We start from the raw sequence: 22158 nt of genomic DNA on the forward strand, positions 1-22158 counted from the left end.
CAACCACCTGGAAGGTGAAAAGAAAAGGTTCACTCGGCCTTGACGGCCTCAAGAACCTTCTCCCTGATCTCGGCGGCCTTCTTCAGAGCGAGGTCAACCGCGTACATTACCTCCTCCAGCTTGAAGCTGCCGCCCTCGCTCTTCTGGACCGAGGAGATCATGCCGTTCTCGTCGGTGGTTATCGTTATCCTGCCGTCCATGACGCGCTCCTCGTCGAGGTTCGGGTCGGCTAGAAGGTTGCCGCCTATCTTGGCTATGGTCACCGGAATCGGCACCCTGGTTACTGGAAGCGGCTCGTACTCGTCGAGGACCTGAACCTCGTCTTTCTCCTCGTCGTAGACGACCTTCGGAATCTTCGTGCTCAGCAGGGCCGCTATGGCACCTATTCCACTGGCATCGAGGAGGTTTCCGTCGTAGTCGAGGACGTGGACGTCTATGAAAACGACGCGGACGAGCTTGCCTGGGACTATGACGAGCTTCTCAAGCTCAACGGCCCCGCTCTCCCTTATACCCCTGTCCACGACACGCGCCAGCTCGATGGCGTTCTCGTCCGGAGGCCCCGGCTCAAAGCTCGGGGAAGCGAGCGGCACGAGCTCGACGTTGGTCGTTATGACTCCCTTCTCCGGGAGGTCGGGGAAGGGCTCGCCCATGTCCACCTTTATGCCGACGAGAACCTGGGTGTTGCCGAGCCTCACCCAGGCTGAACCCTCTGCCTTCTCGATGACGTTGACCCTGACCTCAAGGTCGCGATAATCCTCAAGACCGCGGCCGTCTATGCGCCTGCCCTCCTTGAGGAGGCTCAGGATGTGGTCGCGCATTATGCTGGCCATCACTTCCATCTCAGTCACCTCCACCGACCTCCTCAGCTATCTTGAGATACTTCACCTTCAGCGCCTCGCGCTGCTTCTGGTAGACTGCCTTGGCGCCCTTGATGGCGAGCTTTACCGCCTCGACGAACTCATCCTTGGTGAGGTAGCCGTCCATCTGAAGCAGTGTTATGTCGTTCTTGAGGGGCATTATCGCGACCGGAACGTCGGCCTCGCCGTAGTTGTCCTCGTCCTTGTTGAGGTCGAGGACTATCTCGCCCTCTATCTTGCCGGCGGCGCAGGCAGCGACCAGGTCCCTCATGGGGACGCCCGCATCCGCCAAGGCGAGTGACGCTGCCGTTATTCCGGCGACCCTCGTTCCCGCGTCGGCCTGAAGGACCTCGATGAATACGTCTATGGACGTTCTTGGAAACATCTCGAGTATGAGCGCCGGCTCAAGCGCGCCCCTTATGACCTTGCTTATCTCGACGCTCCTCCTGTCCGGACCAGGCTTCTTGCGCTCCTCCACGCTAAAGGGCGCCATGTTGTACCTCACGCGGAGTATGGCCCTGTCCGGCCTCTGGAGGTGCTTGGGGTGAATCTCCCTCGGCCCGTAAACTGCCGCCAGAACCTTGTTCTTGCCCCACTCAACGTAGGCAGAACCGTCGGCGTTCTTCAGCACGCCGACTTCCATCTTTATAGGCCTGAGTTCGTACTTCTTTCTCCCGTCTATTCTCTTTCCGTTCTCATCTATGAGCTTTAAACCCTCTGGCTTGCCCATCATTCTCCTTCACCCTCTCCAGCATTTGGCTCTTCAATCTGGGGTATCTCCTCAACGACTCCCCGCTCCTTGAGCTCCTGGAGTCTCGTTATGAGAAGTTCCTTGACCCTGTCGGTCAGCCCCTGGGTGTGGCTCTCCCTGTTCACTTTGAGTATCGCCTCGATCGCGAGCTTCTCCATCTCTTCCTTCTTGCCGCTGACCCAGACCCAGCCGTTCTGGCCGACTATTATCCTCGTCCCGGTCAGCTTCTTGATGAGGTTTATCATTGAACCGCCCTTACCGATGAGCCTCGGCACCTTGGAGGGCGTTATCTTCACTATCTGCCCTCCCCTGAGCGGGCCGCCCTTGAAGGGCATGCCCCTCGTGGTCAGGTCTATCTGGTTTATCTCGTTGTACGCCTTTATCCTGGCGTAGATTATGTCGCCAATGTCGAATATCTTCCTCAGGTCGGTCTTCAGTATGTCTATGCGCTCCTCCGTGGCGTCCTGAACGCGCAGGTTGGCCTCGTAGGGTGCCCCTATGTCAACGCTCCAGTTGGAGAACCTGACGTCGGTTATCTTGCCGAGAACGTTATCGCCCACCTCTGGGATGTACGGTCCCTCTAGTGGTATCACCCTTATGGAGTCTCCCCTGATCTCAACCAGTCCAACGACCGTCGAGTATATCCTGTTGCCTTCTCTGAACGTTCCTCTTCCGCTCTTAAACGGTCCCTGGGCAAGCAGAGTCCCAGGAACCACCAGTTCCCTATTCTTTACAAAAATCCGTCTCATAGTCCCTTCCTCTCTATAAGTTTAGTTACCGCATTGCCCTTCGTGAGGGCGTTAAGCTTCTCATAAAACTCGTCCTCAATTCCCCCGGGAATCTCGATGAGGAACAGCCACGAACCGTCGCTGGCCCACTCCTCGCGCTTTATCGTTCCGAACTTCCTTACCTCCCCGTAGGCCTTGCCAACGTAGTCACCGGGTATCTTGACGGCTATGACCTTCAGCTCCATCTTTATCGGGAGAAGCGGCCTTATCGCCTTGATGACTCCGGGAACCTGCGCCTCTGCGTCCTTGAAGAGGTCAATGTGGACCCCAGCTTCCTCCATCGCCCTGAGGATTCTATCAACTGGGTGCGGATAGCCGGTCCTCGGGTCGACGGCGTGCCTGTGAATCACGGTCGCTATGTAGCGCCTCTTGTCCTCGAGCATCTGCCTCCTCTGCTCCGCCGTCAGCTGAACCTCTCCCTTGCGGAGGATTATCTTCGCCACCTCGTAGGGGTCGCTGGTGCCGAATATCTTCTCCATCTCGTGCTCGCTGGCCTTGTCGCCCTTGTGGGCGTCCTTGAAAACGTAGGGAGTGGCGAGGATCTCCTCAACGGGGACGTCCTTGCCCTCCTTGAAGTCCCTGGCCAGGTACGGGTCAACGAGTATCTCGAAGGTCTCGCCGTGCGTCTTCAGACGGGCGATGACGGCTTTATCAACACTTATGGGCATCGCCCGTCACCTCAGTAGTTGCTGTCCAGCTCGGAGTAGTCCTCTTCCTTCTCCTCAACTTCCTCTTCCTTGACCTCTTCGAGGATTTCATCGAGGTACTTGGCAACATCTTCCTTGCCGAGCTTCTTCCAGCGCTTGTCCTCCATGGTGATGTAAGCGACCTCTATGCTGTCCGGACCCGGCTCCTCAAGGGTCTTCGCGAGGGCCATTATGGCGAGCTTTACCGCTCCCTCCATGTCTATGTCGTCGGTGTAGTGCTCCTCGAAGATGGCCATCGCAGTGTTCCTGCCGCTGCCTATCGCGACGGCCTTCCACTCGAAGTAGGCCCCGCTCGGATCGGTCTCGTAGAGCTCGGGCTTGTCGTTGACCCCTGCCATTAGAAGGGCCGCACCAAAGGGCCTCACACCGCCGTACTGGGTGTGGGCCTGCTTGAGGTCGCATATCTTCTTCACCAGAACGGTGAGCGGAACGGGTTCGCCGTAGGTCAGCCGGTAAACCTGGGCCTCAAGCCTGGCCCTATCAACGAGGACTCTCGCATCCGCGATTATACCGCTCGGAGCGGCGGCTATATGGTCGTCGATCTGGAAAATCTTCTCGTAGCTGCTTGGCTCGATGAGCTTGCTGGTTATCCTTTTCTCAACGGCGAGAACGACGCCTTCCTTCCACTTAACACCGACGGCGGTTGCTCCCCTCTTAACGGCCTCCCGTGCGTAGTTTACCTGGAAGAGCCTTCCGTCAGGGCTAAAAACAGTAATGGCCCTGTCGTAACCTGCCTGTGGTGGTACAAACGCCATTTTACATCACCTCTAACGTATTATCGTCATATCTCCTACTCTCTGGCCATAATTCTCGGACGGCCTAATTAAGCTTTTCTATTCACCCCGCAAGGCGAGCATCGCCATCTTTCTGGCTATTCTTCTGGCGAACTCCAGGGGGATGAATGCTATCACGAATAGTATCGCGGCCAGAATCAGCGACGGCTCCCGGCCGAGGGGCTGAACTATCATCATGCCGAAGGCCACTATGAGAAACCCCATGCCCAGCGCGAGGAACCTCCGGTACGTTCTGTTCATTACTTCAAGGGTCTCCTCCATTCCTCTCACCGAGGCCTTTTTATTTGAAACCCGTTTTAAGTCTTTGGTGTTGCCGATGGAGTGTCCGTTCTGCAACGCGAAGCGGGAGGCAATTCTTTACGATGACGGAATCATCAGGATACTCGTTGACTCCTATCCAGCGAACAGGGGACACCTGCTGGTCGTCCCGAGGCGGCACGTTGAGAGTCCGAACGAGCTGAGCCCGGAGGAGAAGGAGGCGCTACTGAGGGGGATAGAGCTGGCGATGGAAAAGCTGACCCAGGCTCTGAGGCCGGACGGCTTCAACGTTGGGATAAACCTGGGAAAGGCCGCGGGCCAGACGGTTCCCCATCTGCACGTCCACGTCATCCCCCGCTGGGAGGGGGACTGCTCCCACCCGCGGGGCGGCGTCAGGAAGGCTGTGCTGGATCTGGAGGACGAGAACCTCAGCCTGAGGGAGCGCTGGGAGAAGAACAGGATGAGCGATGAAGAAATCGAGGTTCTGAGGAAAGCGTTCAGGTCCTGAGCGGGTACTTCCTCCCGTTCTTCTCCAGCTTCCTCTCGAGGGCCTCGTCCAGGTCTATGCCCAGCTCGTGGGCGAGTAGCGTGAGGTAGATAACGACATCGGCTATCTCATCGGCTATGGCCTCCTTTTTGGCCGGGTCTTTGACGGCCTCAAGTATCTCCTCGTCAGTCTCCCACTGAAAGTGCTCGAGCAGTTCGCCCAGCTCGACCGCCGCGGATATAGCCAGGTTCTTCGGCGTGTGGTACTCGGCCCAATTCCTCGCATCTCGGAAGGCGACGAGCTTCTTCTCAAGCTCCCTAAAGTCCATGGGACCACCTCAGTAGGCGTGGGCATTGGCATTCCTGAGAAGTTCAAGGAGCCTCAAAAACTCATCGAGCTCCTCCTCCGAGAAATGCTCCTCAACGTCGTCCTCGGGGTCGAGTTTGGCGAGCATCTCGCGCGCCTTCATCAGGTCATCCAGGTCCTCCTGGAGCTCCAGGGCCCGCTGGGCAAACTCGTAACTCGTGTGCGGGCTCTCAAAGACCCTGTTCTGGTTCGCGATTATCGCTATCTTCAGGTTGGCTATGGTCTCATCGACCAGCTCGATAAGTTCCCCCACCTTCATTTTCACCACGTATTCATCTACCCGCGGGGGTATTTAAGCCTCCCGAAAGGTTTTTACGTTCAACAGGATGAAATCCATACGGTGGTCGGGGTGGACTTCGACCTCTTCATGGAGAGGTACGGGTACAAAATCTTGCTCGGGATTTTCGGCATGATAATCCTGGGTATGTTCGCGATCATTGGCATCTGGGTATACGCGGCGCTGAAATACCTAGGCCTACTGTTCGGCGGCTTAATTCTAATGCTCGTAGTCGTCCGTAGCCTTGTGAATAAGAGAGTACTAGATGCCCAAGCGCAGGTATTCAGCAAGTACTTCTACGACGATAGGAAACGGAGGTAAAAGGGATGGACCTGGGACTCTTTATGGAGAGGTACGGGTACAGGCTCCTAATGGTGCTCTTCGCCTCCATCGTGATTGGGGTAATCAGCGTCCCGTTTCTCATCATGTTCTGGGGCTTCTCGGGCTACGCACCTGTTGCGGGCGTTATCACAGTGGTGGCCTTCGTCTTCGGGGCTATCTTCGTAGTGGCACCCAGGGAGTGGCGCTCGGAGACCATAACGAGAACCTGGTTCAGAACACACAACGAGGTCTACTACGACAAGAACGAGAAAAAACGGCGGTGATTTTCCGAATATTTTTCGATTTTCATCGACACTTTTCTGAAGGTAGAGTTTTAACCCCATGCACAAAGAAACTACGGTGGTCATAGTGGAAGCGATTAAGGCTTATCCTTCTGATTCAACCGAAGTCAAGACCAGGAAGCGTGAGAAAAAGCTTCTCATGGGTAACGAAGCCATCGCTTATGGTGCCCTCGAAAGCGGCGTTGTCTTTGCGACAGGCTACCCCGGGACACCGTCGACCGAGGTCATCGAAACGATAGCCCATCTGAAGCCGGAGGTATTCGCCGAGTGGGCCCCTAACGAAAAGGTGGCCCTGGAGGAGGCCGCGGGAGTCGCTTACACCGGCCTAAGGACGCTCGTCACGATGAAGTGCGTCGGTCTCAACGTCGCCGCCGACCCCCTCATGAGCCTCGCCTACTCCGGCGTTGAAGGAGGTCTGGTCATCCTCGTCGCCGATGACCCGGGGCCGCACACCAGTCAGACCGAGCAGGACGATAGGTATTATGGCAAAATCTCACTTCTGCCGGTTCTTGAGCCGGCCGATCCTCAGGAGGCACATGATTTAATCATCTACGCCTACGAGCTGAGCGAGCGCTACAAGGTTCCGGTCATATTCAGAACCACCACGAGGGTGAACCACACGACGAGCGACGTTGAAGTCGGCGAGTTCGTCGAGCTGGAGCGCGAGCCAAAGTTCAAGAAGGACATCGAGAGGTATGTGCGCGCGAGCATGGAGGGCAACAGGAAGAGGCACAGGTGGCTGAACGAGACCCTGGCAAAGATAGAGGAGGAGTTCAACTCGATGCCCTTCAACTGGGTCGAAGGCGAGGGAAGGATCGGAATCATCGTCGAGGGCGCGCCCTACAACTACGTGCGCGAGGTTCTCCCGAAGATCGAGGGTGATTTCAAGGTTCTCAAGCTCTCAACGCCGCATCCTCTTCCAAGGAAGCTCGTCGTTGACTTCCTCAAGGACGTGGACTTCGCGATAGTGGTTGAGGACGGCGCGCCGTTCCTCGAGGAAGAGGTTAAGATCGCCGCCTACGAGGCCGGCCTCAACGTCCCAATCTACGGGAAGAGAACCGGCCACTTCCCGCTCGAGGGCGAGCTCACTCCGAGCCTTGTGAGAAACACACTGCTGCGGCTCATCGGCGAGGAGGGGGAGACCTACGAGAAGCCGGAGGAGGTCAAATACGCCGAAAGCCTCGCCCCGAAGAGACCCCCGGTGATGTGTCCAGGCTGTCCACACAGGGGCTCCTACAGGGCCGCGCTGGACGCTCTGAGGGACCTCAGGCTGGGCAGGTTCAGCGTCCCGATACACGGTGACATAGGCTGCTACGCCCTTTCGCTCCTCCCGCCGCTCGAAGCCATCTGGACCGAGTACGTGATGGGCGCCAGCATAAGCCTGGCCAACGGTCAGAGCGTGGCGCTGAACAAGAAGGTGATAGCCACCATCGGTGATTCGACGTTCTTCCACAACGGGATCCAGCCGCTGGTCGATGCGGTCTACAAGAACCTGAACGTCCTGGTGATGATACTCGACAACAGAACCACGGCGATGACCGGCCACCAGCCCCATCCCGGAACCGGCGGAAGCGAAACCGGCAGGAAGTTCAACGAGATCGACATCGAGGCGCTGGTCAAGGCTCTCGGAGTGAAGTACGTTAAGACCGTTGACCCCTACGACCTCAAAGCAACGAGGGAGGCCATAAAGGAGGCCATGCAGGTCGAAGGACCTGCGGTGATAATAGCGAAGCAGGAGTGCGTTATACCGGTCATAAGGCGCGGCGAGATAGGAGAGATACCTGTGGTTATCGAGGAGAAGTGCACCGGCTGCAAGGCATGCATACTCCTGACCGGCTGTCCGGCGCTTGTTTACGAGCCGGATACCAACAAGGTCAGGATAGACAACCTGCTCTGCACCGGCTGCGGCGTCTGCAACCAGACGTGCCCGTTCGACGCGATAAAGTTCCCGAGCGAGCTGGAGAGGGGGGCTTAGCCCCTCACTCCCTCCAAACTTCCAGAACCATGAAGCGCCTCACGAGTGGGTTCGGGTAGAGCTCCCAGCCGATTCCTTCCGTTTCTGCCCCAATTTCCCCGAAGAGACCGCCCTCGCGCGGGTCGAGGCTCTCGCCGTAGATTTTTCCGGGACGGATTTCAACTTTCATATACCTCGGCAGGCCGACGATGGCCTTGCCGTGGTCCCTCGCGTAGTCAATCGCCCACTTGGCGGTGTAGAGGCCCGAGTAAATCTCCGCTATTCTAACCGGGACACTGGACTTGCCGATGGCGACTATCTCTATCCCCGTCTCCTCCCAGAATTTCTTCGCCAGGGGCTGAAGGTCCTTGGCCAGGTCCTTCCACACTTCCTTGCCGCGGTCGGTTATCGTCAGAGCGTCGATCGTCGGCTCGTCGAGCTTCCGTACCTCGATTCCACCTATCGTCGAGTCGAGGTGTATCACGTCGGGCTTAACTTCCCTCGCGAGTTCAACGGCCAGAAAAGCCTCCTCCCGAACGGCCTGCCTTCCGCTCATGTCGTAGTCGAAGGGATTCCCGTACCTCACCACGCTCATCGTTGCCGTTCTGTATGGCCTCTCCACAAGAACGGCCGCCGTGGCTATTAGACCTATTGGATTGTACTCCTCATCCAGCAGGGCACCACCCGTGTCAGCGGCGACTATTCTCATCGCAACCACCGTTAAGGACCAATTACCAATATAGGACGGAAGCCAACATATACAATGGTGATAGCGTTGGATGGGTCAGGCGATATTGTTTATGAAGCTTTGGGTTCTTACATAGACGACCTCTGCGGTTCGGTGTTTCTGGGAACTGCTAGGGGAAAGGTCGTCCTGTACAAGATGGGGACGTATCCCCTAACGCCCACCGGGGAGCCCCTGCCGTTTCTCAACGTCTTCTACTCCCATGGCATGCTTGAGATAACCGGAATATGGAACCGCGACGGCAAGAGCGGGGCGTTTCTGCTGAAGATGGTCCCCTCCGGGATAGAGGTGAGGGACGAGGGCATCATCTACATAACCTTCCACCCCTCTGACGGAGGCATAGTGCTGGTCACCCTCTACGGAAACGAGGGACTGGCGAAGACGCTCGAGGGCGCTGTTCTGGACTGCAGAACGGAGAGAAGGGAAGACGAGAAGATGCTGTCCTCAATGTTGGGGATAAGGTCGATCATTCCCCCGCAGTGGGAAACATCGCATCCCTGAGCCTCTCCACATCTTTTCTCATGGCCTTTATCGTTCCCTCATCAAAACTAGTCAGTCGAGAATATCGGACTATAACCTCGTGGATTTCAGGATGCCGGCTCTCAAGGATCCCCATCATCTCGGCCACTGGCATGAGAAGACCCGTGTCCAGATAAACCTGGTAGGCCCCCATCGTGTAGAGGGCATCCATATAGGCGTTGTACGCCATCTCGAAGCGTCTCTCCCCCAGATAATACTCGGCACGGTTCATATACGCCAGGGCCTTTTCCTTTAGAGCCTTTTCCATCGCCGACACCACGCATGGTTTATAAGGGGAGACCTAATAAACCTGTCGAGGGATATGAAGGCGGAGAGACTTGCCTGGGCTGCCACCGTGCTCATCATAGCCTACATAACGTGGAAGGCCATCAGCCCATTGATAACGCCAATATTCTTCGGCCTGATTCTGGCCTACGCAGCATATCCCATACACAGGAGACTCGCCTCCAAGCTCGGCGAGATTCACTCCGCGGTGCTCCTCACGGTGGGAATGCTGGGGCTCGGCGGTGTGGTGACCCTCGAGCTTTTAATGATATCCGTCCAGGTCGCGGCATCTTTCTACCAGAGCGTCGTTGATTTCTTCAGGTGGCTCATGACACAGCCGCTGCCCCCCGAGGTTCTCGATTTCCTCCAGAACTTCTTCAATCAGCTCATCCCAAGGTTGTCGGACTACATATCGAAGCAGGCCTTCTCCCTCCCCATGTACCTCCTCCAGCTCGTCGTCTTCCTCTTTACATTCTACTACGCACTTTCCAACGCGCATGAGATAGCGGAGGAGATACGGCTGGCGATTCCGGATAAGAACCGCCGTCTGGGTGAGGAGATACTCGAAAGCCTTAACAAGACCCTGGGAGCACTGGTAAGGGCCTGGCTGATTTTGAACGTCATAAAAGGTGTTCTGATGACGTTTGGCTTCCTCCTGTTCGGGGTCTCCGACCTCTACACCGCGATAGTGGCCGGGTTCCTGACCTTCATCTTCTCCTTCGTTCCCCTCTTCGAGGGCTGGATGATATGGCTCCTCGCGGCCGCGTACTTCGCCAAGGAGGCCATGTACCTCCACGCGATTGGGATAGCGGTCTACGGCTTCCTCCTGGTCTCCCCGATGCCAGACTACACGATAAGGCCGATGATGGTCGCCAAGGACGCAAATCTCGACGAGACCCTCGTCTTCATAGGAATGATAGGCGGAACGTGGGCCATGGGGGTAAAGGGCCTCATAATAGGTCCTATAGTGCTCAACCTTCTCCTGGTTCTCCTGAAAGAATGGAAGAGGGTCATATCAGGTAGAGAACCTTCACGCCGGCCCTCTCCATCTCCCTCAAAGCCCGCTCCTCATCCTGGGGTTTGATTCCCTTCACCGCGTCGCGGAGGAGGTAGGTCTCGAAGCCGTTCTTAACAGCATCGAGGGCCGTTGCCTTAACGCAGTACTCCGTGGCGACGCCGCAGACGTAAACCCTCTTCACACCGTTTCTCTTCAGTATCTCTGCCAGGTTCGTCCCCTCGAATCCCGAATAGGCCTCCTTATCCGGCTCCGTGGCCTTTGAGATTATCACGGCATCGGCCGGAAGCTCCACTACGAACTCCGCCCCGGGAGTGTTTTGAACGCAGTGCCTCGGCCACGGGCCGCCCTGCTCCCTAAAGCTGACGTGGTTCTCGGGATGCCAGTCGCGCGTGGCAACTATCAAAGCCCCCCTCTTCCTGAACTCCTCGATGTAGCGGTTGCACCGGGGTATTATCCTGTCTCCCTCTGGAACCGGCAGGGCTCCCCCGGGCATGAAATCCCTCTGCATGTCAACGACGATGAGCGCCTCCTCGGGCATGACATCACCCCAAAATAGAATTCGGCGGGATCGTTAAAACGGTTTGCGGAATAGAAGGAAAAGCCCTCACAGCTCGAGCCGGTCTTTAAAGCGCGACATGTCAACGCCCTTGTCCATGCCGAAGAGATACGCCAGAACCTTCTCGTCGAGGTCGCCGTAGCGCTCGCGCATGGATTTGATGCCCTCAAGAACCTCCTCCCGCTCCCAGCCGAGGGAATTTGCTATATGCGTCACCATCTCGTTGAAGAAGTCCTCCTCGGCCTCTTCCTCCGCTAGCAGGGCTTTGTTGACCACCAGAAGACCGTCCTTTTCCTCGAGGAGGCCCTCCTCCAGAGACTTCGCTATAAGCTCCTTCGCGGCCTTCACGTCCATCAGGCGGAGGCTGAAGGCCAGTATCCCCACGAGTTCGCTCCTGGTGAACTCAACCGAGCCCTTATACTCAACCGCGCGTTTTATCGGGTGCACGCAACCACCTAACTTTTTTAGGGCTAGGAAATAAATAAACCTTTGCATAACTCCGTTAGATGTTTAAGCACCCACGAGAACTCTAAACGGTGATGCCAATGGAGCAGAGAACTCACAGGCTGACCTCTGAAAGATTGGTTGGAAAACCCGTGAAAATTGAGAAAGATTACGCGGAGGTCCTTCTGGAGACCACTAAAGAGATGGCCGTTGATGAATACGGGCTCGTCCACGGCGGTTTCACCTTTGGCCTGGCTGACTACGCGGCAATGCTGGCCGTCAACGAGCCGACGGTGGTTCTTGGAAAGGCTGAGGTCAAGTTCCTCAAGCCGGTCAAGACAGGAGAAAGACTTCTAGCGAGGGCCAGGATAGAGGAAGACCTTGGAAGGAAGAAGATAGTAAAGGCCGAGGTCTTCAACGAGAGGGACGAGACGGTCTTCGAGGGGATCTTCCACTGCTACGTTCTGGAGAAGCACGTGCTCGAATGAGCCAAAATTTTTTAAACCTAGATATCGAAACCCGATATCGGTGTTCGATATGAAGTACCGGGACTTCTTAGCTCTACACATACTCCACCACGCGAGCGAAGAACCAGTTACAGGCTCGTTTCTGATGAAAGAACTTGAGAGACACGGCTACCACATCAGCCCGGGAACCATGTACCCACTCCTTCACTCCCTGGAAGGGGAGGGCCTCCTCAAAAGCCACTGGGAGGTCCGGGGCGGGAGACGGGTTAGGGTCTACGAGATAACGGAAATCGGCCAAAGAACCCTCGACGAGGGCAAGAAAAGGCTGAGGGAACTCTGTCTCGAACTGCTGGGGGAATGAGGAATGGAGGAAAGGAAAAAGAAGATATTCGGAATAAGCTGGAATGTCTTCCTGCTCGGAATCGTCAGCTTCCTCAACGACATGAGCAGCGAGATGATAATGCCCGTTATGCCGAGCTATCTGATGGAGGTTCTCGACGCCGGAAAGCTGCTCAGCGGTTCCGTTATGGGCGCGATAGAGAGCATGAGCTCGCTGTTCAAGGTAGCCTTCGGCTACGTGAGCGACCGCTTTAGAAAGAGAAAGGCCTTCGTCTTCGCCGGTTACGCCCTCTCAACCCTCGCCAAAGGTGCCCTGGCATTCACCCGCTACTGGTGGGACTTCCTCCTCCTGCGCGCCCTGGACAGGATCGGGAAGGGCATAAGAACCGCCCCCAGAGATGCGCTTATAGCGGAATCGAGCGAGAAGGGGAAGACCGGAAAGTCCTTCGGCTTCCACAGAATGATGGACACCCTCGGAGCCGTCGCCGGTCCGCTCGTTGCCATAGCACTCATCGAGTTCCTGAAGAGCCTTCCGGCGGAAACGGCCTACCGCTACATCTTCCTGCTCTCCGCGGTTCCAGGGGCGATATCGCTCTTCGTTATAATCCTCTTCGTGAAGGACCGGGGCGGTGAGGTCAAAAAGAAGATCAAGGGCATCTCAACACTGAAGAACAGGAACCTGCAGCTCTTCTTAGCGGTGGTGGCGATAGGTGCCCTTGGAAGGTACAGCTACGCCTTCACGATGTGGAAGGCGCAGGAGCTCGGCTACTCCGTTGTCCAGAGCATAGCCTTCTACGCCCTCTTCAACCTGATCTACGCCCTCTCGGCCTATCCCCTCGGAGTTTACTCCGATACCTTCGGCAAGAAGAGGATGATAACCCTGGGCTTCGGAGTTGCGGCCCTGGCGGCTTTAGCTTTTGCATACGCGAGGAACTTCTACACGCTCATAGCGGCCTTCGTGCTCTACGGGATTTATATCGCCATCGAGGACACGATACCCAGGGCGTACATGGCGGATCTGGCGAGGGAATACGAGAAGGGCACTATAATAGGGGCATACCACACGGTCTTCGGCGTCTTCGTCTTCCCGGCGTCGGTGATAGCGGGCTGGCTCTGGGGGAGCTACTCCCTAGCCTACACCTTCACCTTCGCCGCAGCTATGAACGTCGTTGCCATGGTCCTAATGGCCTTCGTGAGGGAGTGACCGCTCCCTCAAATTTTTGAGAGAAAAGGTAAGGGCAGGCTGAAAATCAGGCGCCCATCTTCTCAAGCTCTTCCTTTCCAATGAGCAGGGGTCTCTCAGCCTCAATGACGTAGCTGAGCTCCCACTTAACTTCACCCTTGTTCATCGCCTTTGCGTAGCGCTCGGCGATTTCCTCCGCCTCCTCGAGCGAGGAAGCCTCGACGATCCTCCGGACGTACCATTTCATGTCGCCGAAGCGAAGCTTGAACTCCGCCATGTACATGGCCATCACCGTAGAGAGTTGGTGGGGAACTATAAAAACCTAAGGCTCAGCGGCCCGGTAGATTCCTTCCTCCTTGGTGGCCTCGAAGATTTTCCCGCCTTCTTTCGTCTTCAGTTCGACGATCACGGCCGAGGGCCTTCTCTCAACTTCCTCCTCAACCTTCCGAGTGCTGAGAACCTGAATGAACGCATCCCCAAGCCTCTCGAACTCAAAAACCAGGACATCTTCTTCCCAGCGATGGCCGCGGTAAGAAACGCCCCCCATTTTAAAAGTAACCTCAAGAACTATTCTCATCAACATTCCTCCAAACATTGCTCATGAATCCCTCGGTCAGCGATGTTAAAAAGGTTGGCATTGAAAGAAAAGGAAAGCGCTTTCAGCCCGTCTTCTTCAGCCTGACCACCTGCTTCGCGAACTCCTCAAGAACCTCCTTGCGCATGCCCTCGAAGAACTTTATCGAGCCGGCGTAGCTGTGGCCACCGCCCTCTATCCCCGCGCTCGGCAGGGCCTCCTGGAGCTTTGGAATTATCTCGTTCAGGTCGAAGCTGTATGCCGCCATCCCGTCCGCGGCCCTGACCACCGCGAAGTCCGGACCATAAGCCAGGGTGAGTATCGGCGCGTCCTCGCCGTACTTCTCCTTGAAGTGGTCGTGTATCAGGCCGGAGAGCTTGCCCGGGCTCGGATAGCTGAACTTTGGAGCAAAGAGCTCGATGTCTATCGTGTTGAACCTTATCCCGTTCGGAAGGACGACGCTCTTGACGTGCGGCAGCGAGGCCTTCAAAGCCTTCTCCTGCTTCTCCTTGACCTCAGGGTAGATAGCGTTGATGAGCTCGCGGTGTCTCTGGAGATTGCCGGTTAGGAGGAGTATCTCGTCGATTACGCCGTGTCCGTCCATGAACTTCCAGAAGTAGGCCTCGTGGTCTATCACCTCGGCTATCCTCTTGAGGTCTTCCTCGTCGAGGCCCTTCGCTTTCTTCGCTATCTCCAGGTACTGGTAGAACTCCGGAGCCTTGCTCCTGTCGCCGGTTCCGGCTATGGCGGGGAGGTGCTTTATCTTGTCCTCCACTTCGGGGTTGATGAAGCGGGCCACCTCGGTCGCAAGCATTCCCGCCGTTAGCTCGTAGTAGCCGCGCTTTATGTGGTGCGGGTTGACGTGCACATCGACGTAGTCGTCGACCTTGGCCCTGTCCTCGCTCACCCATTCGCGCGGGTCGTGGTGGTCTATGACGACTATCGGGACGCCGAAGGCCCTTATGCGCTTGTAGGCAGGAATGTCCTCGCTCGTTCCGCCGTTGTCCACTATGACGAGCAGTGGGAGCGGGTCGCCGAACCTCTCGTGGTCCTCGACCATGAAGATGATATCCTTGAGCACATCCTCCAGCTCGTAGAAGGGCGCCCTGCTCGGTCTGCGCTTGAAGAGCTTCCACCTGGCGCCGGAGTCCGGCGAGACTTCCTCGATGAGCGGAACTATCGCGTACTCCAAAGCCAAGCCGGAGGTGTAGCCGTCGGCGTCGGCGTGGTGCCTCAGCAGTATCGGCCTGCCCTCGTAGATCGCCCTGCGTATCATGAAGGCAGCCTTCATTATCTTCGGCTTCAGAGCCTCAAGAACCTCGCTCTCAATGAGGAAGCCGACATCCTGGGGCTGGGCGCGCCTGTCGAGCTCCTCCTCTATGCGCCTCTTGACCTCGGCAGCCTCCGGCCCCCAGAGCCTCGCCATATCGCTGGTCTCTATCTGAATCTCGCCGGAGTGGAAGGCCACCTTACCTATTATCTCCACGATGTCGCCGACGTTTATGTTCGGATAGGCCCTAACCCCAGGCGCCTCGAAGGCGGCCGCCCACGTTATGCCCGTTCCATCGGTTATCGTGAAGACCGTTGGACCGCCGGTCACCTGTATCTGGGTGACCTTGCCGCGCAGTCTGACCGTCTGACCCGCCATGTCCTTGCGGAGGTCGCCGATGAGCGTTATCGGGAGCTCCTTTCTGACGACTACCTCCTTGTAGTGTTTGAGGGCGGACTCTATGAAGTCCACCTCGCCCCTGTCGGGCTTTACATCGAGAACCTGGACCAGTATCTCGTCCCCTGGCTTGTAATCCCTGCCGCCGAGGAGGTCCTTCCTGCGTATCAACCCCCTAACGTGCGGGTTGAGCCTGACGAATACGCCAAAACGCTCCACCCTGTCTATGGTTCCCTTGTAGACGTTCCCAACTTCTATGTCCTCCACGTCACAGGTCTTGTCGAGAACGTAGACGACCTTGTACTTACGCATGCAGTCCGGGCAGATCCAGGTGGTCTCCATCCCTGGCTCCCAAGGCCCCTTCACCTTGCCACAGATGTCGCAGGCCAGGACGCGGCCGGTTCCACCGCAGGTCGGGCAAGTGTCGTAAACCGGCACTACACCCTTCCCGTGGCACTCGGGACAGGGTATCTCGTCAACCTCGTCCTCGACGCCGATGTAATCGAGGTTGCGATAGCCCTTCAGCTTCTCCCCAACCTTGAAATCGGCAGGAACGTAACCCCAGCCCTCACAAACGGGGCACTCCTTCTCGCCAACCTTAACCTTCCCGGTTCCGTGGCACTCGGGACAGTCCTTAACCACCATGAGCATCACCCTAGAAATCTCTCGTCTGAGAGACCTAGGCCGACGGTGGCTTATAACCTTTTGTCTCCGCCCTACCGAAGAAGCCCCAGAACACCACCATCGAGAGGCTGTACAGGAAGGCGGTTATCAGGAACGGCCAGACCAGGGACATGTCGAAGAGAACGCCGCCCACGTACTGGCCCACCCCAAAGGTAGCCGTCCAGGCCAGGCTGTTAAGAGCCATCGCGGTGGAGCGCTCCTCTTCCTCGAAGAACCCCATCATGAAGGAGTTCCATATCGGGTTGACTATGTTCATCAGTATCGTCCTGAGGATGTATATCACCGCCGCAACGGGGAAGGCCGGCGAGAACGGAAGGGCGCCGATGAGAACGCTCGCCGTCCCGTTGAATGAGACGATCGTCTTAACGCTGCCGAATCTGTCGGCTATCATCGGCAGCAGGAACATCCCGATCCCCATTATGAACTGCTGGAATGCGAAGAGCCAGCCAATGCTCTCCAGGCTCGTCCCAAAGCGCTGGTTGAACCAGAGCCCCATGTAGGGAATCGCTATCCCCGCACCCAGACCTATCAGCGCCCCGGGAAGGGCGAAGCGGCCTATTCTGACGAGGAGGTTCCTGTCTAGGTTCAGCCCACGGGAATGCCTCTCAAGCACGGGCCTGACAAAGAGAACTATCGCGAACCGAATCGGTATGACCACGAGAACCAGGGAGAACACTCCTCCATAGCTCAGCCAGCGCGAGAGAAAGCCGGCGACGAGTATTCCGAGGGCGGAGGCTATCGTGCCGATTCCCGAGGAGAGGCTGAACAGGTAGTGCCTCTTCCCATCCTCCACCTCCCCGCTGAGCAGCGCCATGAATGAGGGAGACTCCAGTGCCATGCCTATCCCTATCAGAACGCCGCCCAGGGCGAGCATCCAGAGGGTCGGGTGGAGAACCTGAACGAGCCTCCCGAGGAACATCATGCTCACTCCAAGGAGGACGGTTCTCTTGTAGCCCACCCTCGCGCCGAATGGACCCGAGAACAGCAGAACCGCTGCCTGGGCCAGCGTTGAGAGCGAGAAGACCACACCTATGTTGGTGTAGTCGAAGCCGAGCGATTTGAGGTAGAAGGGGAAGATAAACCAGGCTATGTTGCCCCCGAAGGCGGAGGCGAATGAGTAGGCAACGAGCAGCCATGCGTCCCTTCCGAACCCGCGGTAGTTCTGCAGTGACATGAACGTTCAGACCGTGATTTGAGTATATAAACCTACCTCCCCATCCACCGAAAGATTTATTAAAAGAAACCGGGAATTACTCAGCGTTTAAATCAAAAATGAGGCTCAATTCTGGCTTGAGTCGAGAAGGTAAAATCAGGAGAAAATGGTAAAATAAGATTTTACATTTCCTCCATGAACTTCTCCACGGCGAGTCTGGTCTCCTCGTAGGTCTTTCCTGCCAGGATTATCACCTTGTAGCTCGGGTTGTGCGGGTTCTTGAGCTCCTTTATCACGTAGCCCTTCTGGTTTATCTCGTCTTTGATCGCGTTGACCGTGTCCTTGCCGTAGGCCTGCTCCAGCAGCTCCCACGCCTTGTTGCTGACCCAGCCACCGACGATTATGACGTTCTTGTCAGCCGGGAAGTCCTTGAGCTGGGTGTCCTCGACTATGAAGTCGTAGACGTCGTCCGTTGCTTCGATCTTCGGTGCGGTTATGGAGACCTTCTTGGTCACTGATGCAACGCGCACGAAGCGGTAGCCCTCTATTCCGGTTATCTCGCCATCATTGTTCTTCGTGAACACCGGTGCTATCTCAAGTCCCCACTCGGTGGGCAGCTTCAAAGCGGAGCCCTCGCCGATGAAGACCCTCTTGAAGCCGGCGAGGCTCTCGTTGACGTGGAGGTAGAGGACGTAGAGGTTGTTGGCGGGGTCTATGTCCCAGACCCACTGGCCGCTGTAAACGTCGCCGTCCTGGTACTGCCTGACCTTCTCGTAGTGCCAGTAGTCGTAGGTGACCATCTGGGCGTTGTTTATTCCCACGAAGAAGTCGGTCGGGGTGAACACGAAGAGTTCCTTGACGCCCCTCTCGAGGAGTTCGTTTATCCTTGAGGACGGGTACGTATCAAACCATTCGAAGTCCTCGTTCCCGCTGGAGTCAACGTACATGATGTAGTAGTTGCCCTTGTCCATCGTCTTCTGTTTGATTATGCCGCTGGGGTATGTGAGGTCAACCAGCATTTCCTCCTGGTTGATGTTGATATCAACGAACTTCAGGGTCCAGCTCCCGACGGTTATGCTCTCTCCCAGGGAGCTCGTCGTTGATTCGACTTCCGTGTAGGCGTAGAAGTACATGGTGTCCTTCCCGTCCACCGTCGTTGAGATGACCTTGTAGTCCCCGCCGATGTTTAGGGGAGTGGTGTTCTCGTTGAAGATTATCTCGACGCTCCTGTCGGTGAACTCGGCGGCTTTTTTAGTGGAGTTGAAATCGACCCGCGAGAAGTTGACCTGGATGACTATGCCGTGCCCAACCGGTTCGTCGCTGACGTTAACGCCGACGTCGGGCATGTCAACGGAGTTGAGCTTGTAGGTCTGGTTTTCATCGGGAATGAGCACGCTGTGGTACTCGACGGGCACAGAAACGGTTTTCGTGTACGTCCCCTGAGAAACACCCTGGAGAACCAGGAATGCACCGAGCCTCGAACCCGTTATGGCGTCCTCACCTATGTGGAGCGGCACACCGTTGACTATCTTGGTGGTCGGGAGGACTATCACTGTGTTCGAGGAATTGATTCCCGTAATCGCTGCGTTAATCGGCGTAAGGAGCAGGCCCAGAACCACCAGGCCCATAAACAGAACCAAAGCCTTTTTCATCGTTTATCACCGATTTAAAGTGCATCTCAACCTTTATAACCTTTCCCCGGAAGTTACTTCTGCGATGATGAGTGAATCCAATACTGACCGGATGATGAACCCCGAACCTGAGCATCGGATTGAAAACGAAAGGCGAACTGGAATGGAGAAACGTCTCGAAGAGCTGTACTCCAGCATTGAAGAGTTGAAAAGAGAGAACGAGATGAGAAAAGCCCCGGACAAGCTCGGATGGGACGACATAGCCCAGGAGATAGTCGGGGCGGTCACCTTCGCCCTCCCCTTCCTGTTCACAGCGGAACTCTGGGAGATAGCGAAGGACATCTCCATTGAACGTTCAATCGCGGTACTCTTCATGACCCTTGGCATTGCGTACCTGTTCATAGCCAAATCTCGGATAGGGAACCTGAAGAGGGAGGAACTCTTCCACATCCCCAAGCGACTCCTAACCGTCACGGGAATAGCGTACTTAATCTCGGCCGTTCTGATATACGTGTACGGAATCAACAACCTGGCCGACTTCACCCTCGGTCAGTACATCAACGCGACCATACTTATAAGCACCTTCGCGGTGATAGGTGCCATAACCGTTGACATGGTGAAGTGAATGAGGGTAATAACCGGAGACAGGTTCGAGGCCTTCGCAGATGAGAAGGCCATTCTATTCCCCGAATACAGGAAAAACCGCGATGAACTCATCGATTTCGTGGATTCCCTAACCGGAGAGGAGACCGTCGTTACGGCGAGTCTTGAGCTCATCGATTTAATCGCCTGGAAGTTCAGGCGGGGCGAGGAGAACGTCCTCATATACTCCGACACGGGGAAGAGCCTCACAATGAAGGAGGTCTACGAGCTGAGGAAGTACCTCGATTTCGACGTCCGCGGTGGCTTTTCTGGGGAGAAGGCGAGGTCAAGCGTCCTCTTCGTCGAGGGGAAGACCGACTCCAAGTTCTTCAAGGCGGTCTTCAAGAAGCTCTTCGAGTTCAAGGAGAGCAGGGAGGCCCCATACAGCCTGCGGTTCGTCGAGCGCGTCTTTGAGCGTGACAACTTCGACCTGCTGAAGCGCGAGGAGGACGAGTACTACATCGCGGTGCTGCCGAGTGAGGGCAACTCCGGGGTGATAAGGAACCTCGGCAACTTCCTCAAGGCCATGGACGTCTTCGACTTCACAGTCGAGAGGCTTGGAGTCGCCATCGACATCGATGAGGACAGAGACGCCGCCCTGGCCTCGATAACCGGAAAACTCTCCGGCTTCGGGCACAGGAAAACGCCCCTCGGCTACCTCGTCGGGAAAACCGAGGTGGTTCCCCTGATAATCGGCCTGCCCTTCGGGGACGAGGTCATCGAGTGGAAGAAGCCGACCGTCGAGGATTTGATGCTCCACCTCATAGCGCGGGAGGGGCTCCTGGAGAGGATAAAGCCGGGACTCAAGGCCCTCAACGAGAGCCTCGGGAGGAAGCTCAAGCCCAAGGAAGTCATGTACCTGGCCCTTTCTGCCTACGGGCACTGGGGCAACCTGGAGGGCTTCTACGAGCTGTTCGTCATGCGCTCACGCTTCAGAAACCTCAAAGTGGTTCTAAGGGAGGCCGGACTCATGGAGAGCCTCGCCTACCTGGCAGGTAGGGAGCGGGGGCGTTGAGTTTTTATCCTCCGAGGGGAATCCAGACCGGTGGTGAACATGAAGCTCGTTTCATTCGACGTCTGGAACACACTCCTAGACATCAACGTCATGCTCGATGCGATGGCCGTCGAGCTCTCCAAGCTGATGGGGGCGTGCATAATAGACGTCGTCGAGGGAATGATGCTCTCCCGCGAGAGGATAAAGCGCATGAGGGCCCAGACAGCTGGAGACCCCTCTAGGGCCCTCGAAGAGAGCCAGGAGATGCTGGCGGAACTCCTGGGAACAGACGTCGAGCTCGTCAAGAGGGCCGCCGCGAGGGCAACCCTCAACGTTGACGACGAGATAATCCTCCCCGGAGCGAAGGAGGCGCTGGAGGGCGTTAAGAGAAAGGGGCTGAAGGTTACCGTGACGGGCAACGTGATGTTCTGGCCGGGTTCATACACACGCCTTTTACTTGAGCGCTTTGGCCTTATGAAATCAATAGACAAGACCTTCTTCGCCGACGAGGTTCTGGCTTACAAACCGATGCCAGAGATGTTCAAAAAGCCGCTGGAGGTCTTTGGAGTCGAGCCGGACGAGGCAATTCACATCGGAGACACTTACGCGGAGGACTTTAAGGGAGCGCTGAGGACAGGCATGTGGGCGGTCTGGATAAACCCAGAGGCAGAAGAGGTCAGGAAAATCCACGAGAGGGGCTTCGAGGTTCCAGGAGTTGAGGGGATTCTGGAGGTGCTGGGGAGGATTTCAGATTAAAGATCCTCCGAGGAGGACACCAAAACTATCCCTTCCCCCTCACAAGCTCGCCTGAAATCGCCATCGAGAGAGACCAAGGCATCAATGCCGTAGTACTCAGCCGTCGCCAGAATAATCGAGTCGTTCGGAAGTAGTCCATAGGTCTTCGAGAGCCGCAGTGCCCTCGTGGACACATCATAATTAACCTCAAGGAAATCCGGAATCGCCAATAGCGGGAGCACAACTTCCTCAAACTCCCCCACAGTTTTTGCCACTGTCTCGGGGTTTTTCTTAGCCTCCCAGTAGGAACCGACCCTGATGCGTATAAAATGATACATGACCTCGCTGAAAACTACGTCGTTAATAAAAACTCTGGCGTCTGAATGAAAGAGCCGTGTTAGTATCTTTTCAGCCTCAGGATTCCCTTTAAGTGCTTCGATGAAAACGTTACTGTCCACCAGAAAGCTCCTCATAGAGCTCTGCCTCCAGATCCTTCCAGCTCTTGGAGGTCTTCAGATAACCGAAGGCTCTCTTGAGAACCTCATCAACGTTTGCCCTCGCTTCAGCCCGCATCTTGTCCATTTTGATTCTCCATTCAGCGTTTGCCCTCACGTTGACGTTCTCCATACCTTTCCCCCAATGCATACTTGGTTGAGGAGGT

At 56.3% G+C, this 22158-nt stretch carries 31 protein-coding genes; 12 read left to right on the plus strand and 19 right to left on the minus strand.

Annotated features, from left to right (window positions below):
- Nucleotides 1–29: 29 nt before the first annotated feature.
- The 6 genes from rrp42 to A3L10_RS05805 all read right to left on the minus strand — a co-directional run bounded on the left by rrp42 (nucleotide 30) and on the right by A3L10_RS05805 (nucleotide 4158).
- Nucleotides 30–839 carry an exosome complex protein Rrp42 gene (rrp42, locus tag A3L10_RS05780; protein WP_088866755.1) on the minus strand — a complete coding sequence of 270 codons (810 nt, stop codon included), beginning with the start codon at nucleotides 837–839 and terminating at the stop codon, nucleotides 30–32.
- Between the two features lies 1 nt (nucleotide 840).
- The gene (gene rrp41 / locus A3L10_RS05785) at nucleotides 841–1590 is read right to left on the minus strand and encodes an exosome complex exonuclease Rrp41 (protein WP_088866756.1); all 750 of its coding nucleotides are present in this window, start codon (nucleotides 1588–1590) and stop codon (nucleotides 841–843) included.
- Nucleotides 1587–2357 carry an exosome complex RNA-binding protein Rrp4 gene (rrp4, locus tag A3L10_RS05790; RefSeq protein ID WP_088866757.1) on the minus strand — a complete coding sequence of 257 codons (771 nt, stop codon included), beginning with the start codon at nucleotides 2355–2357 and terminating at the stop codon, nucleotides 1587–1589. The genes rrp41 and rrp4 overlap by 4 nt, the downstream gene beginning before the upstream one ends.
- A complete protein-coding gene (locus tag A3L10_RS05795) occupies nucleotides 2354–3064 on the minus strand; it encodes a ribosome assembly factor SBDS (protein WP_088179802.1) in 711 nt (236 codons plus the stop codon). The genes rrp4 and A3L10_RS05795 overlap by 4 nt, the downstream gene beginning before the upstream one ends.
- Before the next feature lie 11 nt (nucleotides 3065–3075).
- The gene (gene psmA, locus A3L10_RS05800; protein WP_088866758.1) at nucleotides 3076–3858 is read right to left on the minus strand and encodes an archaeal proteasome endopeptidase complex subunit alpha; all 783 of its coding nucleotides are present in this window, start codon (nucleotides 3856–3858) and stop codon (nucleotides 3076–3078) included.
- A gap of 78 nt (nucleotides 3859–3936) precedes the next feature.
- A complete protein-coding gene (locus A3L10_RS05805; protein ID WP_088866759.1) occupies nucleotides 3937–4158 on the minus strand; it encodes a hypothetical protein in 222 nt (73 codons plus the stop codon).
- A gap of 55 nt (nucleotides 4159–4213) precedes the next feature.
- Here A3L10_RS05805 and A3L10_RS05810 point away from each other — a divergent pair, with 55 nt between their 5' ends.
- On the plus strand, nucleotides 4214–4663 hold the full coding sequence (locus A3L10_RS05810) for an HIT family protein (RefSeq protein WP_088866760.1): 450 nt from the start codon (nucleotides 4214–4216) through the stop codon (nucleotides 4661–4663).
- On the opposite strand, the gene A3L10_RS05815 is transcribed toward A3L10_RS05810, so the two are convergent.
- Both A3L10_RS05815 and A3L10_RS05820 read right to left on the minus strand, forming a co-directional pair.
- Complete coding sequence (locus A3L10_RS05815; protein WP_088866761.1) at nucleotides 4653–4970, minus strand: nucleotide pyrophosphohydrolase; 318 nt, start codon at nucleotides 4968–4970, stop codon at nucleotides 4653–4655. The two genes, A3L10_RS05810 and A3L10_RS05815, sit on opposite strands and share 11 nt — an antisense overlap.
- A gap of 9 nt (nucleotides 4971–4979) precedes the next feature.
- Nucleotides 4980–5267, minus strand: coding sequence for a hypothetical protein (locus A3L10_RS05820; protein WP_088866762.1), 288 nt, complete (start codon nucleotides 5265–5267; stop codon nucleotides 4980–4982).
- An 81-nt stretch (nucleotides 5268–5348) separates the two neighbouring features.
- Here A3L10_RS05820 and A3L10_RS05825 point away from each other — a divergent pair, with 81 nt between their 5' ends.
- From A3L10_RS05825 to iorA, 3 genes are all read left to right on the plus strand, one after another.
- Entirely contained in the window at nucleotides 5349–5606 is a 258-nt protein-coding gene (locus A3L10_RS05825; protein WP_335755141.1) for a hypothetical protein, read from the plus strand.
- A gap of 5 nt (nucleotides 5607–5611) precedes the next feature.
- The gene (locus tag A3L10_RS05830; RefSeq protein WP_088866764.1) at nucleotides 5612–5890 is read left to right on the plus strand and encodes a hypothetical protein; all 279 of its coding nucleotides are present in this window, start codon (nucleotides 5612–5614) and stop codon (nucleotides 5888–5890) included.
- 85 nt (nucleotides 5891–5975) lie between these two features.
- A complete protein-coding gene (gene iorA / locus A3L10_RS05835) occupies nucleotides 5976–7883 on the plus strand; it encodes an indolepyruvate ferredoxin oxidoreductase subunit alpha (RefSeq protein ID WP_088866765.1) in 1908 nt (635 codons plus the stop codon).
- A gap of 4 nt (nucleotides 7884–7887) precedes the next feature.
- Here iorA and A3L10_RS05840 read toward each other — a convergent pair whose 3' ends face one another.
- Nucleotides 7888–8571 carry a DUF4152 family protein gene (locus tag A3L10_RS05840; RefSeq protein WP_088866766.1) on the minus strand — a complete coding sequence of 228 codons (684 nt, stop codon included), beginning with the start codon at nucleotides 8569–8571 and terminating at the stop codon, nucleotides 7888–7890.
- 57 nt (nucleotides 8572–8628) lie between these two features.
- Between A3L10_RS05840 and A3L10_RS05845 the strand changes: the two genes are divergently transcribed.
- Nucleotides 8629–9108: a hypothetical protein gene (locus tag A3L10_RS05845; protein WP_232460948.1), complete on the plus strand. Its 480-nt coding sequence runs from the start codon at nucleotides 8629–8631 to the stop codon at nucleotides 9106–9108.
- Here the strand turns inward: A3L10_RS05845 and A3L10_RS05850 are convergent.
- The gene (locus A3L10_RS05850) at nucleotides 9074–9394 is read right to left on the minus strand and encodes a hypothetical protein (RefSeq protein ID WP_088866768.1); all 321 of its coding nucleotides are present in this window, start codon (nucleotides 9392–9394) and stop codon (nucleotides 9074–9076) included. The two genes, A3L10_RS05845 and A3L10_RS05850, sit on opposite strands and share 35 nt — an antisense overlap.
- Nucleotides 9395–9448: 54 nt before the next feature.
- Here A3L10_RS05850 and A3L10_RS05855 point away from each other — a divergent pair, with 54 nt between their 5' ends.
- Nucleotides 9449–10495 (plus strand): AI-2E family transporter, encoded by a 1047-nt coding sequence (locus A3L10_RS05855; RefSeq protein ID WP_088866769.1) that lies wholly within the window; start codon nucleotides 9449–9451, stop codon nucleotides 10493–10495.
- Here A3L10_RS05855 and A3L10_RS05860 read toward each other — a convergent pair.
- Together A3L10_RS05860 and A3L10_RS05865 are read right to left on the minus strand one after the other, a co-directional pair.
- Nucleotides 10422–10967 (minus strand): nicotinamidase, encoded by a 546-nt coding sequence (locus A3L10_RS05860; protein ID WP_088866770.1) that lies wholly within the window; start codon nucleotides 10965–10967, stop codon nucleotides 10422–10424. The two genes, A3L10_RS05855 and A3L10_RS05860, sit on opposite strands and share 74 nt — an antisense overlap.
- 66 nt (nucleotides 10968–11033) lie before the next feature.
- On the minus strand, nucleotides 11034–11432 hold the full coding sequence (locus A3L10_RS05865) for a DUF2240 family protein (RefSeq protein ID WP_088866771.1): 399 nt from the start codon (nucleotides 11430–11432) through the stop codon (nucleotides 11034–11036).
- A 98-nt stretch (nucleotides 11433–11530) separates the two neighbouring features.
- Between A3L10_RS05865 and A3L10_RS05870 the strand changes: the two genes are divergently transcribed.
- The 3 genes from A3L10_RS05870 to A3L10_RS05880 are packed head-to-tail and all read left to right on the plus strand — an operon-like array spanning nucleotide 11531 to nucleotide 13439.
- Nucleotides 11531–11917 carry a PaaI family thioesterase gene (locus A3L10_RS05870; RefSeq protein WP_088866772.1) on the plus strand — a complete coding sequence of 129 codons (387 nt, stop codon included), beginning with the start codon at nucleotides 11531–11533 and terminating at the stop codon, nucleotides 11915–11917.
- 49 nt (nucleotides 11918–11966) lie between these two features.
- Complete coding sequence (locus tag A3L10_RS05875; protein ID WP_088866773.1) at nucleotides 11967–12257, plus strand: PadR family transcriptional regulator; 291 nt, start codon at nucleotides 11967–11969, stop codon at nucleotides 12255–12257.
- Between the two features lie 3 nt (nucleotides 12258–12260).
- The gene (locus A3L10_RS05880; RefSeq protein ID WP_088866774.1) at nucleotides 12261–13439 is read left to right on the plus strand and encodes an MFS transporter; all 1179 of its coding nucleotides are present in this window, start codon (nucleotides 12261–12263) and stop codon (nucleotides 13437–13439) included.
- Between the two features lie 46 nt (nucleotides 13440–13485).
- On the opposite strand, the gene A3L10_RS05885 is transcribed toward A3L10_RS05880, so the two are convergent.
- The 5 genes from A3L10_RS05885 to A3L10_RS05905 form a co-directional block, all read right to left on the minus strand.
- Nucleotides 13486–13701 (minus strand): hypothetical protein, encoded by a 216-nt coding sequence (locus tag A3L10_RS05885; protein ID WP_088179784.1) that lies wholly within the window; start codon nucleotides 13699–13701, stop codon nucleotides 13486–13488.
- Between the two features lie 39 nt (nucleotides 13702–13740).
- Complete coding sequence (locus tag A3L10_RS05890) at nucleotides 13741–13995, minus strand: hypothetical protein (protein WP_088866775.1); 255 nt, start codon at nucleotides 13993–13995, stop codon at nucleotides 13741–13743.
- 82 nt (nucleotides 13996–14077) lie between these two features.
- Nucleotides 14078–16303: a DHH family phosphoesterase gene (locus tag A3L10_RS05895; protein ID WP_088866776.1), complete on the minus strand. Its 2226-nt coding sequence runs from the start codon at nucleotides 16301–16303 to the stop codon at nucleotides 14078–14080.
- A 34-nt stretch (nucleotides 16304–16337) separates the two neighbouring features.
- Nucleotides 16338–17516: an MFS transporter gene (locus tag A3L10_RS05900; protein ID WP_088866777.1), complete on the minus strand. Its 1179-nt coding sequence runs from the start codon at nucleotides 17514–17516 to the stop codon at nucleotides 16338–16340.
- A 161-nt stretch (nucleotides 17517–17677) separates the two neighbouring features.
- Nucleotides 17678–19147 (minus strand): S-layer protein, encoded by a 1470-nt coding sequence (locus tag A3L10_RS05905; protein WP_088866778.1) that lies wholly within the window; start codon nucleotides 19145–19147, stop codon nucleotides 17678–17680.
- A 142-nt stretch (nucleotides 19148–19289) separates the two neighbouring features.
- On the opposite strand from A3L10_RS05905, the gene A3L10_RS05910 reads away from it, so the two are divergent.
- Genes A3L10_RS05910 through A3L10_RS05920 form a run of 3 tightly spaced genes read left to right on the plus strand, consistent with a single transcriptional unit; the run spans nucleotide 19290 to nucleotide 21518 of the window.
- A complete protein-coding gene (locus A3L10_RS05910; RefSeq protein WP_088866779.1) occupies nucleotides 19290–19751 on the plus strand; it encodes a DUF2391 family protein in 462 nt (153 codons plus the stop codon).
- A complete protein-coding gene (locus A3L10_RS05915; RefSeq protein WP_088866780.1) occupies nucleotides 19752–20783 on the plus strand; it encodes a DUF3226 domain-containing protein in 1032 nt (343 codons plus the stop codon).
- A gap of 39 nt (nucleotides 20784–20822) precedes the next feature.
- Nucleotides 20823–21518: an HAD family hydrolase gene (locus A3L10_RS05920; RefSeq protein WP_088866781.1), complete on the plus strand. Its 696-nt coding sequence runs from the start codon at nucleotides 20823–20825 to the stop codon at nucleotides 21516–21518.
- Here A3L10_RS05920 and A3L10_RS05925 read toward each other — a convergent pair.
- Entirely contained in the window at nucleotides 21515–21955 is a 441-nt protein-coding gene (locus A3L10_RS05925; protein ID WP_232460950.1) for a type II toxin-antitoxin system VapC family toxin, read from the minus strand. The two genes, A3L10_RS05920 and A3L10_RS05925, sit on opposite strands and share 4 nt — an antisense overlap.
- Nucleotides 21945–22142 (minus strand): hypothetical protein, encoded by a 198-nt coding sequence (locus A3L10_RS05930; RefSeq protein WP_232460951.1) that lies wholly within the window; start codon nucleotides 22140–22142, stop codon nucleotides 21945–21947. Before A3L10_RS05930 ends, A3L10_RS05925 begins: the two co-directional genes overlap by 11 nt.
- Nucleotides 22143–22158: the final 16 nt, after the last annotated feature.

Origin of the sequence: Thermococcus radiotolerans, assembly GCF_002214565.1 — an archaeon.
GTDB lineage: Archaea > Methanobacteriota_B > Thermococci > Thermococcales > Thermococcaceae > Thermococcus > Thermococcus radiotolerans.

Bases quoted from the DNA above. Each gene is read 5' to 3' on its own strand.
- A3L10_RS05840 (WP_088866766.1), bottom strand. From the start codon at position 8,571: ATGAGAATAGTCGCCGCTGACACGGGTGGTGCCCTGCTGGATGAGGAG.
- A3L10_RS05910 (WP_088866779.1), top strand. From the start codon at position 19,290: ATGGAGAAACGTCTCGAAGAGCTGTACTCCAGCATTGAAGAGTTGAAA.
- A3L10_RS05905 (WP_088866778.1), bottom strand. From the start codon at position 19,147: ATGAAAAAGGCTTTGGTTCTGTTTATGGGCCTGGTGGTTCTGGGCCTG.
- A3L10_RS05855 (WP_088866769.1), top strand. From the start codon at position 9,449: ATGAAGGCGGAGAGACTTGCCTGGGCTGCCACCGTGCTCATCATAGCC.
- psmA (WP_088866758.1), bottom strand. From the start codon at position 3,858: ATGGCGTTTGTACCACCACAGGCAGGTTACGACAGGGCCATTACTGTT.
- A3L10_RS05890 (WP_088866775.1), bottom strand. From the start codon at position 13,995: ATGAGAATAGTTCTTGAGGTTACTTTTAAAATGGGGGGCGTTTCTTAC.
- rrp4 (WP_088866757.1), bottom strand. From the start codon at position 2,357: ATGAGACGGATTTTTGTAAAGAATAGGGAACTGGTGGTTCCTGGGACT.
- rrp41 (WP_088866756.1), bottom strand. From the start codon at position 1,590: ATGATGGGCAAGCCAGAGGGTTTAAAGCTCATAGATGAGAACGGAAAG.
- A3L10_RS05870 (WP_088866772.1), top strand. From the start codon at position 11,531: ATGGAGCAGAGAACTCACAGGCTGACCTCTGAAAGATTGGTTGGAAAA.
- A3L10_RS05805 (WP_088866759.1), bottom strand. From the start codon at position 4,158: ATGGAGGAGACCCTTGAAGTAATGAACAGAACGTACCGGAGGTTCCTC.
- A3L10_RS05880 (WP_088866774.1), top strand. From the start codon at position 12,261: ATGGAGGAAAGGAAAAAGAAGATATTCGGAATAAGCTGGAATGTCTTC.
- A3L10_RS05895 (WP_088866776.1), bottom strand. From the start codon at position 16,303: ATGGTGGTTAAGGACTGTCCCGAGTGCCACGGAACCGGGAAGGTTAAG.
- A3L10_RS05875 (WP_088866773.1), top strand. From the start codon at position 11,967: ATGAAGTACCGGGACTTCTTAGCTCTACACATACTCCACCACGCGAGC.
- A3L10_RS05900 (WP_088866777.1), bottom strand. From the start codon at position 17,516: ATGTCACTGCAGAACTACCGCGGGTTCGGAAGGGACGCATGGCTGCTC.
- A3L10_RS05920 (WP_088866781.1), top strand. From the start codon at position 20,823: ATGAAGCTCGTTTCATTCGACGTCTGGAACACACTCCTAGACATCAAC.
- A3L10_RS05830 (WP_088866764.1), top strand. From the start codon at position 5,612: ATGGACCTGGGACTCTTTATGGAGAGGTACGGGTACAGGCTCCTAATG.
- A3L10_RS05815 (WP_088866761.1), bottom strand. From the start codon at position 4,970: ATGGACTTTAGGGAGCTTGAGAAGAAGCTCGTCGCCTTCCGAGATGCG.
- rrp42 (WP_088866755.1), bottom strand. From the start codon at position 839: ATGGAAGTGATGGCCAGCATAATGCGCGACCACATCCTGAGCCTCCTC.
- A3L10_RS05885 (WP_088179784.1), bottom strand. From the start codon at position 13,701: ATGTACATGGCGGAGTTCAAGCTTCGCTTCGGCGACATGAAATGGTAC.
- A3L10_RS05860 (WP_088866770.1), bottom strand. From the start codon at position 10,967: ATGCCCGAGGAGGCGCTCATCGTCGTTGACATGCAGAGGGATTTCATG.
- A3L10_RS05915 (WP_088866780.1), top strand. From the start codon at position 19,752: ATGAGGGTAATAACCGGAGACAGGTTCGAGGCCTTCGCAGATGAGAAG.
- A3L10_RS05810 (WP_088866760.1), top strand. From the start codon at position 4,214: ATGGAGTGTCCGTTCTGCAACGCGAAGCGGGAGGCAATTCTTTACGAT.
- A3L10_RS05930 (WP_232460951.1), bottom strand. From the start codon at position 22,142: ATGCATTGGGGGAAAGGTATGGAGAACGTCAACGTGAGGGCAAACGCT.
- A3L10_RS05795 (WP_088179802.1), bottom strand. From the start codon at position 3,064: ATGCCCATAAGTGTTGATAAAGCCGTCATCGCCCGTCTGAAGACGCAC.
- A3L10_RS05820 (WP_088866762.1), bottom strand. From the start codon at position 5,267: ATGAAGGTGGGGGAACTTATCGAGCTGGTCGATGAGACCATAGCCAAC.
- A3L10_RS05850 (WP_088866768.1), bottom strand. From the start codon at position 9,394: ATGGAAAAGGCTCTAAAGGAAAAGGCCCTGGCGTATATGAACCGTGCC.